At 44.0% G+C, this 13,850-nt stretch carries 11 protein-coding genes; 7 read left to right on the top strand and 4 right to left on the bottom strand.

The genetic code is table 11. The features are described from left to right. The first annotated feature begins 255 nt into the window (after window positions 1-255). The 7 genes from A6D97_RS21285 (at window position 256) to A6D97_RS21255 (ending at window position 6,743) form a co-directional block, all read left to right on the top strand. Complete coding sequence (locus tag A6D97_RS21285) at window positions 256-867, top strand: thermostable hemolysin (protein ID WP_005464330.1); 612 nt, start codon at window positions 256-258, stop codon at window positions 865-867. An 80-nt stretch (window positions 868-947) separates the two neighbouring features. Next, window positions 948-2,507 (top strand): AMP-binding protein, encoded by a 1,560-nt coding sequence (locus A6D97_RS21280; protein WP_065585213.1) that lies wholly within the window; start codon window positions 948-950, stop codon window positions 2,505-2,507. 25 nt (window positions 2,508-2,532) lie between these two features. Further along, window positions 2,533-3,216 carry an iron-containing redox enzyme family protein gene (locus A6D97_RS21275; protein ID WP_017063793.1) on the top strand — a complete coding sequence of 228 codons (684 nt, stop codon included), beginning with the start codon at window positions 2,533-2,535 and terminating at the stop codon, window positions 3,214-3,216. A gap of 8 nt (window positions 3,217-3,224) precedes the next feature. Continuing rightward, window positions 3,225-4,019 carry an SDR family oxidoreductase gene (locus A6D97_RS21270; RefSeq protein ID WP_017063792.1) on the top strand — a complete coding sequence of 265 codons (795 nt, stop codon included), beginning with the start codon at window positions 3,225-3,227 and terminating at the stop codon, window positions 4,017-4,019. 14 nt (window positions 4,020-4,033) lie between these two features. Then, entirely contained in the window at window positions 4,034-4,669 is a 636-nt protein-coding gene (locus tag A6D97_RS21265; RefSeq protein ID WP_017063791.1) for a hypothetical protein, read from the top strand. A 3-nt stretch (window positions 4,670-4,672) separates the two neighbouring features. Further along, entirely contained in the window at window positions 4,673-5,329 is a 657-nt protein-coding gene (locus A6D97_RS21260) for a response regulator (protein WP_005393404.1), read from the top strand. After that, window positions 5,319-6,743 (top strand): ATP-binding protein, encoded by a 1,425-nt coding sequence (locus tag A6D97_RS21255; RefSeq protein ID WP_065585212.1) that lies wholly within the window; start codon window positions 5,319-5,321, stop codon window positions 6,741-6,743. Before A6D97_RS21260 ends, A6D97_RS21255 begins: the two co-directional genes overlap by 11 nt. Window positions 6,744-6,877: 134 nt before the next feature. Here the strand turns inward: A6D97_RS21255 and A6D97_RS21250 are convergent, their stop codons facing one another. The 4 genes from A6D97_RS21250 to A6D97_RS21235 all read right to left on the bottom strand — a co-directional run bounded on the left by A6D97_RS21250 (window position 6,878) and on the right by A6D97_RS21235 (window position 12,842). After that, window positions 6,878-7,294 (bottom strand): hypothetical protein, encoded by a 417-nt coding sequence (locus A6D97_RS21250; protein WP_065585211.1) that lies wholly within the window; start codon window positions 7,292-7,294, stop codon window positions 6,878-6,880. Window positions 7,295-8,279: 985 nt separating this feature from the next. Continuing rightward, window positions 8,280-8,861, bottom strand: coding sequence for a hypothetical protein (locus tag A6D97_RS21245; protein ID WP_065585210.1), 582 nt, complete (start codon window positions 8,859-8,861; stop codon window positions 8,280-8,282). Next, window positions 8,854-11,505 carry a DUF2235 domain-containing protein gene (locus tag A6D97_RS21240; protein ID WP_065585209.1) on the bottom strand — a complete coding sequence of 884 codons (2,652 nt, stop codon included), beginning with the start codon at window positions 11,503-11,505 and terminating at the stop codon, window positions 8,854-8,856. The genes A6D97_RS21245 and A6D97_RS21240 overlap by 8 nt, the downstream gene beginning before the upstream one ends. Window positions 11,506-11,963: 458 nt before the next feature. Continuing rightward, window positions 11,964-12,842, bottom strand: coding sequence for a DUF2971 domain-containing protein (locus tag A6D97_RS21235; protein ID WP_102460010.1), 879 nt, complete (start codon window positions 12,840-12,842; stop codon window positions 11,964-11,966). Between the last annotated feature and the right edge of the window lie 1,008 nt (window positions 12,843-13,850).

The raw sequence follows: 13,850 nt of genomic DNA, 5'->3' as shown, positions 1-13,850 counted from the left end.
CACACTTGTTGCGGTGAACAGCACTTCATACGACTTCAGGTCGCACGGACAAAAACGTTTCAGAGGCTTTGCTAAATTAGTAAGTTATGGATAACTAAAAGTATCGAAAGTTGCTTAACTTGGTGTCCAATATTGATGGTGCAGATTACTTAGTGGTCTTTACAGAATAATTTATTTACAAACACTCATTCCTTAAGAGTTTCTTAAGTTTCGCGTTTTATTTTGTTAATAACTACTCAAACAAAGGAAGCGCTCATGAAACACCATGCACAAACTTCTGCAGATGGCTTTACTTTAGACATCGTTTATCCAATGCATCCGCTTTGGAGCCAAGTTATCGAGCATGTTTCTCAGCGTTATCAAGAAGCATTCTTTGCCGAGCTCAAACAGTTTATGCCGGCGTATTTAACCCTCATTGAAGGCGGCCAAATTGTTTCCGTATGCGGCTTTCGCATCGCCGAAGATGAGCCTTTGTTCCTTGAACAGTATTTAGAAGACGACGCCCAAAAGCTGGTTTCTAACGTATTTAACTGCGACGTAAAACGTTCGAACTTAGTGGAGTTTGGTCACTTGGCGTCTTTCGCTAAGGGCATGTCATCTCTGCACTTTTACCTCATCGCAGAAATGCTGGTCAACCTCGGTTTTGAATGGTGCATCTTCACCGCGACAGACCCACTTCACGCCATGATGGCGCGCCTAGGATTGGAGCCTCATATCATCGCGCAGGCCGATCAAAACAAAGTCCCCGATGCCGAGTCCACTTGGGGGTCATACTACGAACATCAACCGCGTGTGTTAGCTGGCAATTTGCAAAAAGGACTCGAACGTCTTCGATTAGTCCAAGAAAGAAAACGCAAACAAGCCTAGATAGAAAAGTAAACGTCGTTAAAACCGCAAACACAACCAGAACAACTTGGTTAAACACAACGCCAGAATAAAGGTGAAGTATGAATATTCTCCTCGATGTCATTACAAAATGGGCAAAAACGACACCAGACCGAGCAGCACTTGTCGGCTACGAAGCGAATCAAACGGTTGAACTAACTTACTCTGAAGTGTTAAACAAGATCGAACTCGTTGCCGCCGAGCTTATTGCACAGAACATCAAAGCACTCGCGCTACGCGCAGAAAACGGTATCGATTGGGCCATTGTTGATTTGGCGGCGATGGCGGCAGACATAGTCGTCGTACCTATTCCGACTTTTTTCTCTGATGCACAAGTTGAACATACGTTAGAGCAATCAGGCGTCGATGCTTTAGTCGGCGATTGGCAAGCATGGTTGGCTTCTAATCCTAAGCAAAGATTTAACCAGCAAGACCATCCGTTTTCCATTGCAAATTTGCCTTTGCTGCGTCGTAGCCAGTTGAGAGATGAAGATACACAGGTAGCTTATCTACCAGAAACCGGAAAAATCACATTTACGTCTGGCTCGACTGGTCAGCCTAAAGGCGTGTGTTTAAGCAATGATCATTTGTGTTTGGTGGCGAAATCGATCGCCGACGCAGTAAACGGCACGGCGCACTCACACTTAGTGCTGCTTCCGTTATCGACGCTTCTCGAGAACATAACCGGCGTTTATGTCCCACTCATGTTGGGCGTGACGTCATATATTTTACCCGGAGAGCAAACCGGCTTACTCGGTTCAAGCCAATTCGAACCGCATCTGTTTGCACAAGCATTAGCGACCATCAAACCAGAAAGCTTAGTGCTAACACCGGCTTTATTGCTTGCGCTCATTCATATCGCGAAACAGCAGCCCTCTCTTGTGGATTCTCTAAAATTTGTTGCTGTTGGCGGCGCAAGAGTGTCGTCGCAACTGATTAACACCGCGCATGCGCTGAACATCCCTGCGTTTGAAGGTTATGGCTTGTCTGAATGTGGCTCCGTCGTTTGTTTGAATACACCAGCCGCATTTAAAGCAGGAACGTGTGGCAAACCACTTCCCCACGCTCAGATTCGTATCGCGGAAGATGGTGAACTGCTCGTCAAAGGCAACGTTGCTCTTGGTTATTTGAATGAGCCGTTTACTCAAGAATGGTTAGCAACTGGCGACTTAGCCCAAATTGACGCGCAAGGTTTTGTCACTCTCTCGGGGCGTAAGAAGAACCTTATCGTCACCGCGTATGGCAGAAATGTCTCACCGGAATGGATTGAATCAGAAGCGTTGGCGTTTTTGCCGATGACGCCGCTGATCGTTACTGGCGATAGCCAACAAACATTATGCGCTGTCATTGCCAATAGTGAAGACGTCGAATCAAAGGTTCATGCATTAAACCGAACCCTACCCGATTACGCACAAATCCGAACCTTATTGCTACTGGACTACCCACGAGCCATCTCTGATTGGTACACGGATAACGGCAAGCTCAAACGAAATCAAATCGAACATGATGTGGCTCAGTTATTAGCGAGCACAACGCCTGAATTAACGCTGCAAGCGCAAAAGCTCCAACGCATCGATTTGCCCTTTCAGCAACACATTATGTCTTTCCAAACTGCATCTTAGTTAACGGCTTCTTAAGGAGAAGGTTATGACTTTATTTTTCGAACAACTCAAACAAAGCACTGCCGCTGCTCAACAAGCAATGTTAACTGCGCCAGTCATCGCAGAGGTTCAACAAGGAAACATTTCCAAAGATATGTATATCGCCTTTCTCACCCAAGCTTACCATCACGTTAAGCACACCGTTCCCTTGCTGATGGCGTGTGGAGGCCGACTATCTGGCGAATACGAATGGGTACGAGATGCCATTGCCGAATACATCGAGGAAGAGAAAGGCCATCAAGAATGGATTTTAAATGACATCAAAGCGTGCGGCGGCGATGCCGAAGCGGTACGCAATAACAAAGGTATAGGTCAAGTCGGTGCGCCGATTGAATTGATGGTTTCCTACCTTTACCACAAAATTGACCGCCACAACCCACTCGCGCTGTTTGGGATGGTGTGGGTATTAGAAGGCACCAGCGTCGGCATTGGTGGCCAAATGGCAGAAAAAATCCAGTCAACGCTAAGCCTACCGCCTTCAGCAATGACTTACCTGGTTTCACACAGCGTGTTAGACCAAGATCATCTGCAATTTTTTGAATCACTGATGAACAAAACCACCAAAGTGGAAGATCAACAAGTCATCATCGACTCCGCAAAAATGGTGTTCGCATTGTACGGACAAATGCTGCGTTCTTTGCCTTCTTTCTCAACCCAACAAGCGGCGTGAGGTGAAGCATGATCATTAACAACAGCACCATTCTCCTGACAGGCGCAACGGGCGGAATAGGGCAAGCCATCGCGCAAGAGTTAGCAAAACGCGGTGCCAGCCTCATTCTTGTTGGGCGAAACGAAGAGAGCTTGCAAACACTACAGCGCGAACTGTCGAATCCAGAACGCCATGACCTAGTCGTTGCAGACATCACCTCATCAGAAGGATTAACTACGATTAAAGATCGAGCGCGCCAACATCTAAAAGTGGACGCACTGATTAACAATGCAGGCAGCAACGATTTCTCGTTGTTATGCCACAAGCGACCAACGCAGGTTGCAGACGAAATCCAACTCAATCTCGTTGCGCCGATGCTGCTGTGCCAATCGGCGTTGACGTGGTTAAAACAGCCTGGGGTGATTCTCAATATTGGTTCCACATTCGGCTCAATTGGCTACCCAGGCTATACCTCCTATTGCGCGGCAAAAGCGGGGTTGCACCGTTTTACCGAATCGCTCGACAGAGAACTGTTCGCAACCGGAATCCGTGCGCTGTATTTGGCACCAAGAGCGACAGAAACCTCACTCAATAGCGATGCCGTCAATGAAATGAATCGACAGCTGGGTAACAAAACGGACTCGCCGCAAGTTGTAGCCGATCACGTTGTCACCATGTTGGAAAAAGAAATTTCCGCGAAATGGATTGGTTGGCCAGAAAAGCTTTTTGCTCGCATCAATCAACTACTTCCAAGCGTGGTTTCTTCTGCGATTCGTAAGCAGCAAGAAACCATTCACCAATACGTAAACCGAGTCAGTCACTGAAGAGGACATGGACGATGAATACCAAACAACTACTTTTCGCTTTGACGGTTTGTTCAACGTTAGCTTCGACCGCTGCGTTGGCAGGTAATGCTCCACTGCAACAGGTTCAAAAGAAATGGGCGGAATGTCAGTATAGCACGCCCGATGGTGACGAGAAGGAACAATGCTTCCATCGTGCGATTGCCAAAACCAGTATTTATCTCGACAGAGAACCCGGCAATCCCGAACTCACTATTTGGCTGGCAATCAATAAAGCATCGCTGGCTGGTGCTCAAGGTGGCTTAGGTGCACTATCACTCGCCAAAGAAGCCAAATCTTTACTCGAAGGGGTAATTGCAACGTCACCGCAAACGCTCGATGGCTCTGCATACACCAGTTTAGGTTCTCTGTATTACAAAGTTCCGGGGTGGCCAATTGGCTTTGGTGATGACGATAAAGCCGAAGAAATGTTGAAAAAAGCGTTAGAGATCAATCCAAAAGGCATCGATCCGAACTATTTTTATGGAGACTTCCTTGCAGAAGAAGGTCGAGACAAGGAAGCGAAAGTGTATTTGACTCGCGCAATGCAAGCATCACCTCGCCCTGACCGACCTTTGGCAGATAAAGGCCGAAAACTGGAAATTGAAGCGACTCTTGGGAGATTGAAATAAATCATGCGCTTATTACTCGTAGAAGATGACAAACTACTCGGTCAATCCATGGTGACTTCATTAAGTCGCCATGGTTACACCGTGGATTGGGTGGAAAAAGGGTCTGGCGTGACTAGCGCACTCAAAACAGAAGCGTTCACCGCCGTAATATTGGATCTCACTCTCCCCGATATCGATGGACTGGAAGTTCTGCGTAATATTCGCAAAGGCGGATTTAAGCTCCCAGTGATGATACTTACCGCACGAGACGACATTCGCGATCGCGTTCAAGGCCTTGATGGCGGCGCAGATGATTACCTCGGAAAACCGTTTGCACTCGAAGAGTTGCTCGCTCGCTTGCGTGTGTTGATTCGCCGTCAATCCGGTAGTGCAGAAGAAATCATTCAAGTTGGACAGTTATCTTTATCCTTATCGGAACAAAGCATTCGCTACGATGACGCGCCGCTTAAACTCACACGCAATGAATTTAAAATCCTCACCAGTTTGATGACGAACGCCGGACGCGTGCAAAGTAAGGAGCAATTGCAACAATCACTGCACGGCTGGGATGAAGGTTCAAGCGACAACGCTATCGAAGTTCATATTCACAATTTGCGTAAAAAAGCGCCCAAAGTGGTCATTAAAAATATTCGCGGTGTGGGGTACATTCTTGAAAGATAAGAAATCGTACTCGATCAAACGTCAGTTAACTCTATCAGTAGTCGTGTTGGTAAGTGTTCTCTTACTCATCTCACTTTATTTCAGTTTCCAATCTGCGAAGCACGAAGTCGAAGAAGTTTATGACGCTAGGCTTGGACAATCCGCAAAATTAATGTTGCTGACGCTCTCAATTTCAACGGAAGAGAGGACTCTCGCTAACCATCGAGAATTATTTAATGAGTGGATGGAAAACATTGAGTCAATGTCAAAGTCTGACGACGACAATGTCACAAAGTTCGGCCACCCTTATGAACAAAACTTGGTTTTTCAATTCTATCGAGACAACACACTAATCTGGAGCTCTGATCAAAGCTTGCACGCACTCTCTACGTCCTTTGATAATAACGGCTACGCTGATATCGTAAAAGACGCTACACAATGGCGTACATTTCAGATTTCACTACCACAAACAAAACATGATAATGAATACGTCGTGGTTGCAGAAAAATACAAGATACGTAAAGAGATCATCCACGAAATTGCCCTATCCACATCAATAGAACAATTGCTGATACTACCAACTTTGTTGCTTTTGCTGTTTTGGTTGATCGATAAACATTTCCGACCGATTAACGACCTGCGCACCGCCATCACACAAAGAAACGTACACCGATTAGATCGCATTCATGTAAAAGACAACACCGTTGAACTCGCACCACTTGTCGATTCGCTCAACTCTCTCCTCTCTGAACTAAAGTTAGCCTGGCAAAGAGAGAAACGCTTTACACGTGCTGCAGCGCATGAACTAAAAACCCCACTAACAATCCTTCGTCTTAACGTAGAAAATGCGCTTGAAAGTAATGATCCGGAGCAACTGAGAGGAGATTTACTCAACATTCTGCAAGGCATTGAACGCACTGACCGCCTTATCCATCAGCTACTGACTTTAGCTAAAGTAGATAGCTTATCAGAACGTGTATTCGACACCGTTGAACTAACCCCTTTGTTGCAAACCGTTGTTGCTGATTTGGCACCGTTAGCATTGAAGCATAAGCAAGACATCAGTTTATCATCTTCCAACATCGCTATATCAGGTGATCGAATGTTGTTAGAGGTGTTATTTCGTAACCTCGTCGATAATGCGATTCGTTACTCCGGCGAACACAGTGACATCCAAGTCAGCGTCATAGAGAAAAATAATACAATCAAAGTTTTAATTTCCGATACTGGCCCAGACATCCCGAAAGAAACTCGTGAAAGAATCTTCGAACAGTTTTATCGGGGTCATTCCGAACATGGCGACGGTGCGGGTTTAGGGATGTCAATTTGCAAAGACATTACTGCACTACACCGTGCAACACTTGAGCTCATTCCCAGAGAAAATAGTAGGAATACGTTTATAGTAGAGTTCCCAAAGTATGGAGAAAGAGCATAAGTAGATTTCATCAAGAAATGTGCTTATCAGGCTCACATTAGTATTTGTATGATCATTTTTATTAATAGTATTTGATTGAGTATTTAGTCTAACAAATAATGGGGCAAAGATGAGTCAGCAGATGGCTAACTAGCTTAAAATGGGTAGTGCTCTTCTTCATACGCTTCCACCCATGTCACTAGCATTTCAAGTTCGTCACCTTCGGGTGTGCCTGGTTCAGCATCGAATATGGTTTCAATCCTCTTTAAAACCATCCTGTACTCGTTTTCTGACGGTATTTCCGATTCAGTAAGTCCTTTAACTTTCATGAGAGTTTCCCTATCGACACTCCCGCTTTTGTTAAAGCGTTCAGCCATTTTTAGCATTTTTTCCATTCGGGTGTCGTTAAGAGCATCGTATCTTTGAACAAGAAAATCGCTTTCTGCTTTATCCGTATCTTCAGAATAAGATCCCCAATCTTTTTCATTTGTAGTCGCGAGTTCATCAGCGTGTGCTGTTTTGGGTGTAATACCCTCAAGCAGTTCTTTTTCTGAAAGTGGTTTACGGCTCATGGCTCGCTCCTCGATTGAAAGTAACATTAGATGATTTATAGCATAGTGAGTTACCGGCTGTAAGGTATGAGCTGTTTTAAGACAAGCTTTGGGGCACAAACGAGTCAGACAAGCTTGAAGCTACAGTTATCACGTAAAATAGAAAATTGAGAATAATGTTTGCTGTCGGAAAGCCGCTTAGTAAAGCTTCCAACCCTGTTGGTTACCTGTCAATTTCACCGTAAAATCCGACAATAAAAAGCAACCTAAGCGTATGTTTTGTAATAATTAATTGCAGGTGCAAAAGTTGTCGTTTTTTTTAGAAAACGCATTCCGAACTGAAGGCGGTCAATACCAACTACTATTGACCGCTGGTCGCGCGTAATAGAGCTACTTTTTGTAGTTATGGTCGTGTCTGTGTTTTAGACAAGCTAAGCTAGAACCCTTTAGATTTACCACGTAAATGTATGGTTTATAAATACTTTAAGGGGAAGAGAAGTTCATTCCGCAGGTTGCGATTCGCACACTGCGAAATGAGCGTCTAACTAGAAAAGGGGCAGATATGAGTTGTTGCAGAATCTGCAATCACTGAGCTTTCTCGTTGCTCGGGCAATTATTGCAACAGTTCAACTACCGAGGAATCCTCGATAGTTGCTTGATAAGCAATGTGCATATTTTGCACATTAGTTAGTTCTATTGCCGAAGCGAAGAGATCAGAACCGGGTTGGAGCAGAGGTGATTTACGAAACAACCTGTTTCGCAATTATGCAAGACCCTCTTGCATAATTGGTTACTAGAGTTTGTCCAACAACCTGTTGGACAATTAGGAAACAGCTTGTTTCACAAATAAATCTCATGGTGGTTTCTTGCGCTCTAAACACATCTTGGGGCAAAAGTGAGTCAGCCGTGATTGACTGACTCTTGTGATTCTTCTAAATTAGGAAACCATTAATAACTGCAAGTATCTCAAACCACTAAACTTGAAGTACTGTCTTGCCGGTATCCATCATTCAAACGGTACAGGCGAAGATTCACCTTTATCATCAAACAAAACAACCACTTCAGTGGTACTCGATGGGTTCATCACCACCCATCCATTTGGATCCGCATCTTCACTTGGTGAACAATCCATCCTGTAAGAATAACAGCCAACAGTAAACATAACTTGGATACGCTCTTCATCTACGATGACCTGCATTGAAGCTAGAGTAGGCTGGTAGTCTTTATAATAGTTCTGCAAAGTACGTATTTTCTTCTCAGCTAATTCAGCGTCAATCGGCGCATCAATACGGTAGTAAGTTAATGTTTCACCCTTGTCGCTGCGGCCTTTACGCCACGTTCCTTTGATGTATTTTGGGACACCCATTTTACCGATGTCAGCACTGGCTCCAGGGTAACCATTAACGCCACCATAACCAAAGCCTGTCCATCCACCGCCTGTGGTTTGAATAGCGACATCTCGGATCCCGTAGTTTCCACTAATACTGCCAGCATTACCGATGGTCGCTTTTATTAACGGCTGCTCTTCTTGACAGCCACTTAAGGTGACGACTGCTATGAAGAGTAGCGTGATTAAGTGCTTAGGCATTGTCCCAAATTCTCCGCTCTGGTGTTTTTTCTGTTTTTTCATCTGTCGTAATGCCATTTATAATCGTTTCAGCTATCGTCTTATAAGGGGGATTCATCACCGTATCATGAGAGCGGTGGATATAGTTATCAAAGATCACCGGTGACTGAAGTGTTGCTTTCCAATCTTCAACGGTTATTTCTCCCAATGGCTTGGTTGATAATTCACCCCATAAAGATTGGCAAAGCTCATCGGTGACATAGTCAGGGGTTAGGTTTTCCTGATAATCATCTTCAAACCAATCAATGCCAACCATTGCTCCTTGCTGCTTCATGCGTTCAAGGGCTAGTCCTGCTATCGCATTACTCACGGGTTTAAAGTGATAATAATAGAGCGTGTTGTCTTTTTCTTTTACCTCACCGTAATGACCAAACCGTTGTCGGCATGTCTTTTTCCATTCGGCGTCTTTTGCTTGGCGAGTGCGCTCTATCATCGTAGCCTTATCTGAACTTCCCCCAGGATATGCAAAATTAGCGTGCACGATATCAATGATTTCTGATTTTATTTTGTTACGGTTATAGGTACTGCTCACCGGAAAGCCCACATAGTCAGGGAGTCCCTCTTTCTCATATTGCTCAATTGAAGGGTAACCGCCTCCCACATCGGTATGGCATCCAGGGAAGTGTTCTTGGTGGAAATTATCGGGTAACCAATTATCACGACTCAGTGAAGTTAATGGGAAGTTTTTTCGATACTCATGCTCTGCAACCAACTGCAAGACCGTGGTGACCATCGTCGGCTCTAGGCCCAGCTGAAAATTACCTTCATCGTTATTCCCCGCTAAGTAAAACGACCCTACGGTATCAAATAACCCCAAGAACCTTACGCTGACGCCTTTCGTATCATCGCGTTCATAACCACCTTCTTCTGAAAACTTTTTGTTGGTTTCATTACCCAATAGATGAGGGTAAACCGTAACATCCGTCTGCTTGCCCGCAACTGGTCGATGGTAATCCGGAAATCCTTGGTACAGTGCATTAACAAAGTGACGAGATAATGCCGCACCTCGGCTAAAACCGATAACATCAAAAACGATATGGGTGATGTCATTATAAGAGCCGGATTGCTCCAATTCATCGATAGTGCGCTGCAACTGACTAAGCAAACTCTGCCATTTGTAAAACGCACCATTCTCACCATCAACATAGTTAAGCAAGACTTTGCCACTAATACCCGCGATAGCATCAGCAAGGTTTCCATCAAACGCCTGTTGTGCACTCACCCCAAGCGCCTGCTCTGGTCCGGTTTCATCTTTTTCGGCATCGATGATGGCGGGGCGCTGACTGTCGTCTTCAATGTCGACGGTGCCGACACCGGACACATAAATTTTTGCTGATTCACCTTGAATTTGCGGATAAGCCGCAAACAAACGCGCCACATTGCTGCGTGACTTATTTCCACGCTGCTCTTTGTAAGCGTCATTCTTATCGTTGGCCCCCGTCCCATCAAAAAACACGCCGATACGAAAGAGTTTTTCAGGGCGAAGATTGATGACCGGAATACCTTTGGCAACGAGACTGGGACTATTGATGGCGACAATCTCTGTCCCATGTAATAAACGGCCAGGGTGTGGGTAATGGCAATTCAGTGGGACATGATATCGTTCATTCGGGGTTTCCTTACCTTGTCCTACATCCACAAGTTCTGAAATATTCAACGCAAGTCCTTGCTCATTGAGCCACGCTGGATTCACCGAAGAAAACTCATCTTGTGTCAACTTACGAGGAAGATAGAGTAAGTGCTGGTTGTCCAACACCTGATTATCGACACGCCATTGAATCGGTATCGCACTTTGCCAAGCGGTAGGACGAAGCTCATCGCTAAGTGTGAGTTCATCCGAATAGGTCAGGCAGAACCGACAATTACCATTACCGATGATTTTGTACTCTTGAACGAGCTTGCCTTCACTAAAGTGGTAATAATACCCTTGAGTGGCAAGCCCTAGTCGTTCACCAAACTGTACAGCCGGCATCACTGCGAGGAAGGCTTCATTGAGTGCGTTCGTCCCTTTAGGTTTGGCTGAGACGTCAGGGATTGATAAGGGTACTGCAGAATCTCTCGATGACAATGCAAGCGTCCTTAGCGCATCCTCTTTTATGCTGGCCACCAATTGCGTGCTGTGCTCGTTTTCTTGCTCGCTCCAACGAGAATGCATCGGTGACGTACTCGTTTTAGCTAACGCCACATCCCATCCAACATGTGAACTAAAAGACGACTGAGAGCACGAGAGCTCAAAAGTGTATTCAAGATCCTGTCTTTGGTCTTCTTCTGTATTACTGACGGTGGTTTGGGTGCTTACGAGTTTAGGCTCTTGTTGTACCGGTGGGTAGTACGCACTTTTATAAGAAGAGGCAGGCACGGAGGATGCCGCGTTGACTGCCACCCACCTTTCTGATTTTAATTGAGATTTTAATGCGTTGAGGTAAGCATTCGGGCTTTTTTCCACAAAAGGAGCAAGTATTCGTTGCAACTCATCAGGTAGCGCATCATGAAATTTAGATATTGAACCGCTGTCAATCAAGTAGCTTCTTAGCTCATCGGCAGCGATAGACTGACCACCTTGCTTTTGATGAAACTCTACTACTTTTATATCCGATATACTCATGGCACTTATTCCTATACAAGTCCGACTAATTACTGGCGAATAAATAATCGTATCTTACTGAATAATATGGTGAGTGTGTGCCGTTCTTCCCTGTCATTATGACTGAATTACCAGATAGTCAGTATCAACTAATGAACCTGTTAGAAGAAATCAGTTAAATGATATGCCAATTAGGTGATTGGTTATTTGTTGAAACAAAGAATGGGGCATTTTCGTATTTCATACCCCGTCAGCATGCCTCTGGACAAAAATGAGTTTCAGGAATTCTAATATTAGTGATTCATGAATAACTTTTTATAAGGCAAATTTGCCAATTAATACGCCTTTGTACAGTGCGCACTTTGTCTGATTATGTTTAATGGTGCATATTCATTATGCCGTACGTCAGGGACAAAGAAGCCGGACTCATTGAGTTCGGCTTTTGTATGAGCATTTAATTTCCAAACACCTAACCGTTGTTATAAGTCAAAATCAAGCAAGTGCTCAAACTTTCTTTTTTTCGGTTCAGAGGCTGCTTTATTTGAACAAGGAATGTAGTCAACGACCTCTAAACCAAAGCCGTTTTTTTTAAGTTCAACTTGCTTTAGCTTAACTGAGTTGTGGTACTTACTGACTAAATCGGCAAGAGTGGCTCTTTGTTCTACAGGCATACGAGCACCAAAAATGATTGCTGAGATATTAGCTTTTAGTTCAACAGGCCTGTTGCCATGCGTATGTAAATAGCGCCACTCTCTCTCATATGCCCACTCGAGCGCTTTCGAAAGTACAAGAGAATGAATATAGTGTTTTCTGTCTTGTGGGTTACTTTTGACAATAGACTGCAATGAAAAAACAGGAAGTTTATCAGTATAACGAATTGGCAATGTAGAATTGCCACCTAACAGGTTACTTTCAGTTCTCTCATACTCTATACAGAAGCCCTTATGCTGATCTGCGTAATGACTCCACATCAATATATGGTTGTCCACCTCACTCAAGCTTATTACACCAATATCTTGAATTAAGTCTGCAAAGCGATTGGATAAGTTTTGACACATACCATCACGCTCAACAACATCTATGCTTAAGTTATCAAAGCCACCTTTTTCAAAGTGTTGTTTGTATCCAGCTATAGATTCATTTGATATACCTTCAACTCCATTACTAGAAGCTTCCTCTAGAATAAGCTCGAACATCGCTTTCTGATCAATTTCGGGGATCAAAGAAACTGCACAATCAAAAGGATCATTGAACGTACTTGGTTTTGCAGCCCAGCTTACATTATTGATGATTGAGGCTACAGAATTCATATTATAACTCTGATATTTGTACAATTTGTCTACTTCTGGAAAATTCACCTAAAACACCTTTATTCTTATTTTTTATTAATGCAATTCTACTAACATTCTTTTTTTAAGAACAACATCTAATGCATACAAATGAAATTAATAACATAAAATTTATCCGTTTCGTTCGAGGCAACGAACTAGCGCGCAAGCTTGGAACTAGAGCAGGGTTGTGTGAGTGTTTATAGATAGGTCGAATTTACCCCCGTGATACAACACGGGGATTTACGACGAACAGCATTAGAAGAATGGATAACTTCTAGTAGGGCAAAACCCCGTGAACAGGATGTGAATGAGTAAAAGGTCTACCCAATAATGGGGCAGAAGTAAGCTTGCCACATACAGTTCTTAGCTTTAAACTAACGTTGAGAGCCTCGGGTATCCCTGCTTTTTCTTGGAGATACTATTTACTGTCTGGCCAGAAGTAATTGTATCGAATTGAACTTGGCTTTATTGCAAAGCAGACCACCGAGGACATATGATAAGTCTAGGTGCTTTCCCTTCCATATACTTTGGTGATAAAACACCCGACGCTGCACACAGAATGTGTTCCCTCTTCGATTTGAATGACAAACATTCTGTAGCTGTTTACAAAGCCATAGGCATTGCCTGTGGCTTTGTCGTATCTGGGACTAAAAAAACTGGTGCAGCAGGCTTACACACAAATTAATCTATTGATAGTTTCTTATGCTCTAAACACGTTTAGGGGCATTTCTGCGTTACGATGATCAGCCCTTCTAGCACGAGAATGGACAGAAATCCTTTAGTGATATTCATCTACATGACTCGACTCAGATTAGAAAAAGTATCCATCTAGGGATAGCTAGTAATAAATATGGACTTGAACTTGAATCTCTACGCTGCCATTCTCATCTTTAAAGTCGAACTCAAAGGCGTCTCGCAGGTGTTCATGTAAGGAGTCAGTCCCTTCTATTGTTGGTGAGTAAATAGTGGCTATGGGTTGGGTTGTAGTGGTCAACTGATATTGGCCACGTTCCTAGAGTTTAACCAGAACAATCG

This window comes from Vibrio sp. ZF57 (genome assembly GCF_001691235.1).
Lineage (GTDB): Bacteria > Pseudomonadota > Gammaproteobacteria > Enterobacterales > Vibrionaceae > Vibrio > Vibrio crassostreae_C.
Note: the sequence above shows the minus strand (reverse complement) of the source record. Positions and strands in the feature narration are given on the sequence as shown.

Excerpts from the sequence above, each read along its gene's own strand:
- A6D97_RS21285 (WP_005464330.1), top strand. The coding sequence starts at position 256 with ATGAAACACCATGCACAAACTTCTGCAGATGGCTTTACTTTAGACATC.
- A6D97_RS21280 (WP_065585213.1), top strand. The coding sequence starts at position 948 with ATGAATATTCTCCTCGATGTCATTACAAAATGGGCAAAAACGACACCA.
- A6D97_RS21275 (WP_017063793.1), top strand. The coding sequence starts at position 2,533 with ATGACTTTATTTTTCGAACAACTCAAACAAAGCACTGCCGCTGCTCAA.
- A6D97_RS21270 (WP_017063792.1), top strand. The coding sequence starts at position 3,225 with ATGATCATTAACAACAGCACCATTCTCCTGACAGGCGCAACGGGCGGA.
- A6D97_RS21265 (WP_017063791.1), top strand. The coding sequence starts at position 4,034 with ATGAATACCAAACAACTACTTTTCGCTTTGACGGTTTGTTCAACGTTA.
- A6D97_RS21260 (WP_005393404.1), top strand. The coding sequence starts at position 4,673 with ATGCGCTTATTACTCGTAGAAGATGACAAACTACTCGGTCAATCCATG.
- A6D97_RS21250 (WP_065585211.1), bottom strand. The coding sequence starts at position 7,294 with ATGAGCCGTAAACCACTTTCAGAAAAAGAACTGCTTGAGGGTATTACA.
- A6D97_RS21245 (WP_065585210.1), bottom strand. The coding sequence starts at position 8,861 with ATGCCTAAGCACTTAATCACGCTACTCTTCATAGCAGTCGTCACCTTA.
- A6D97_RS21240 (WP_065585209.1), bottom strand. The coding sequence starts at position 11,505 with ATGAGTATATCGGATATAAAAGTAGTAGAGTTTCATCAAAAGCAAGGT.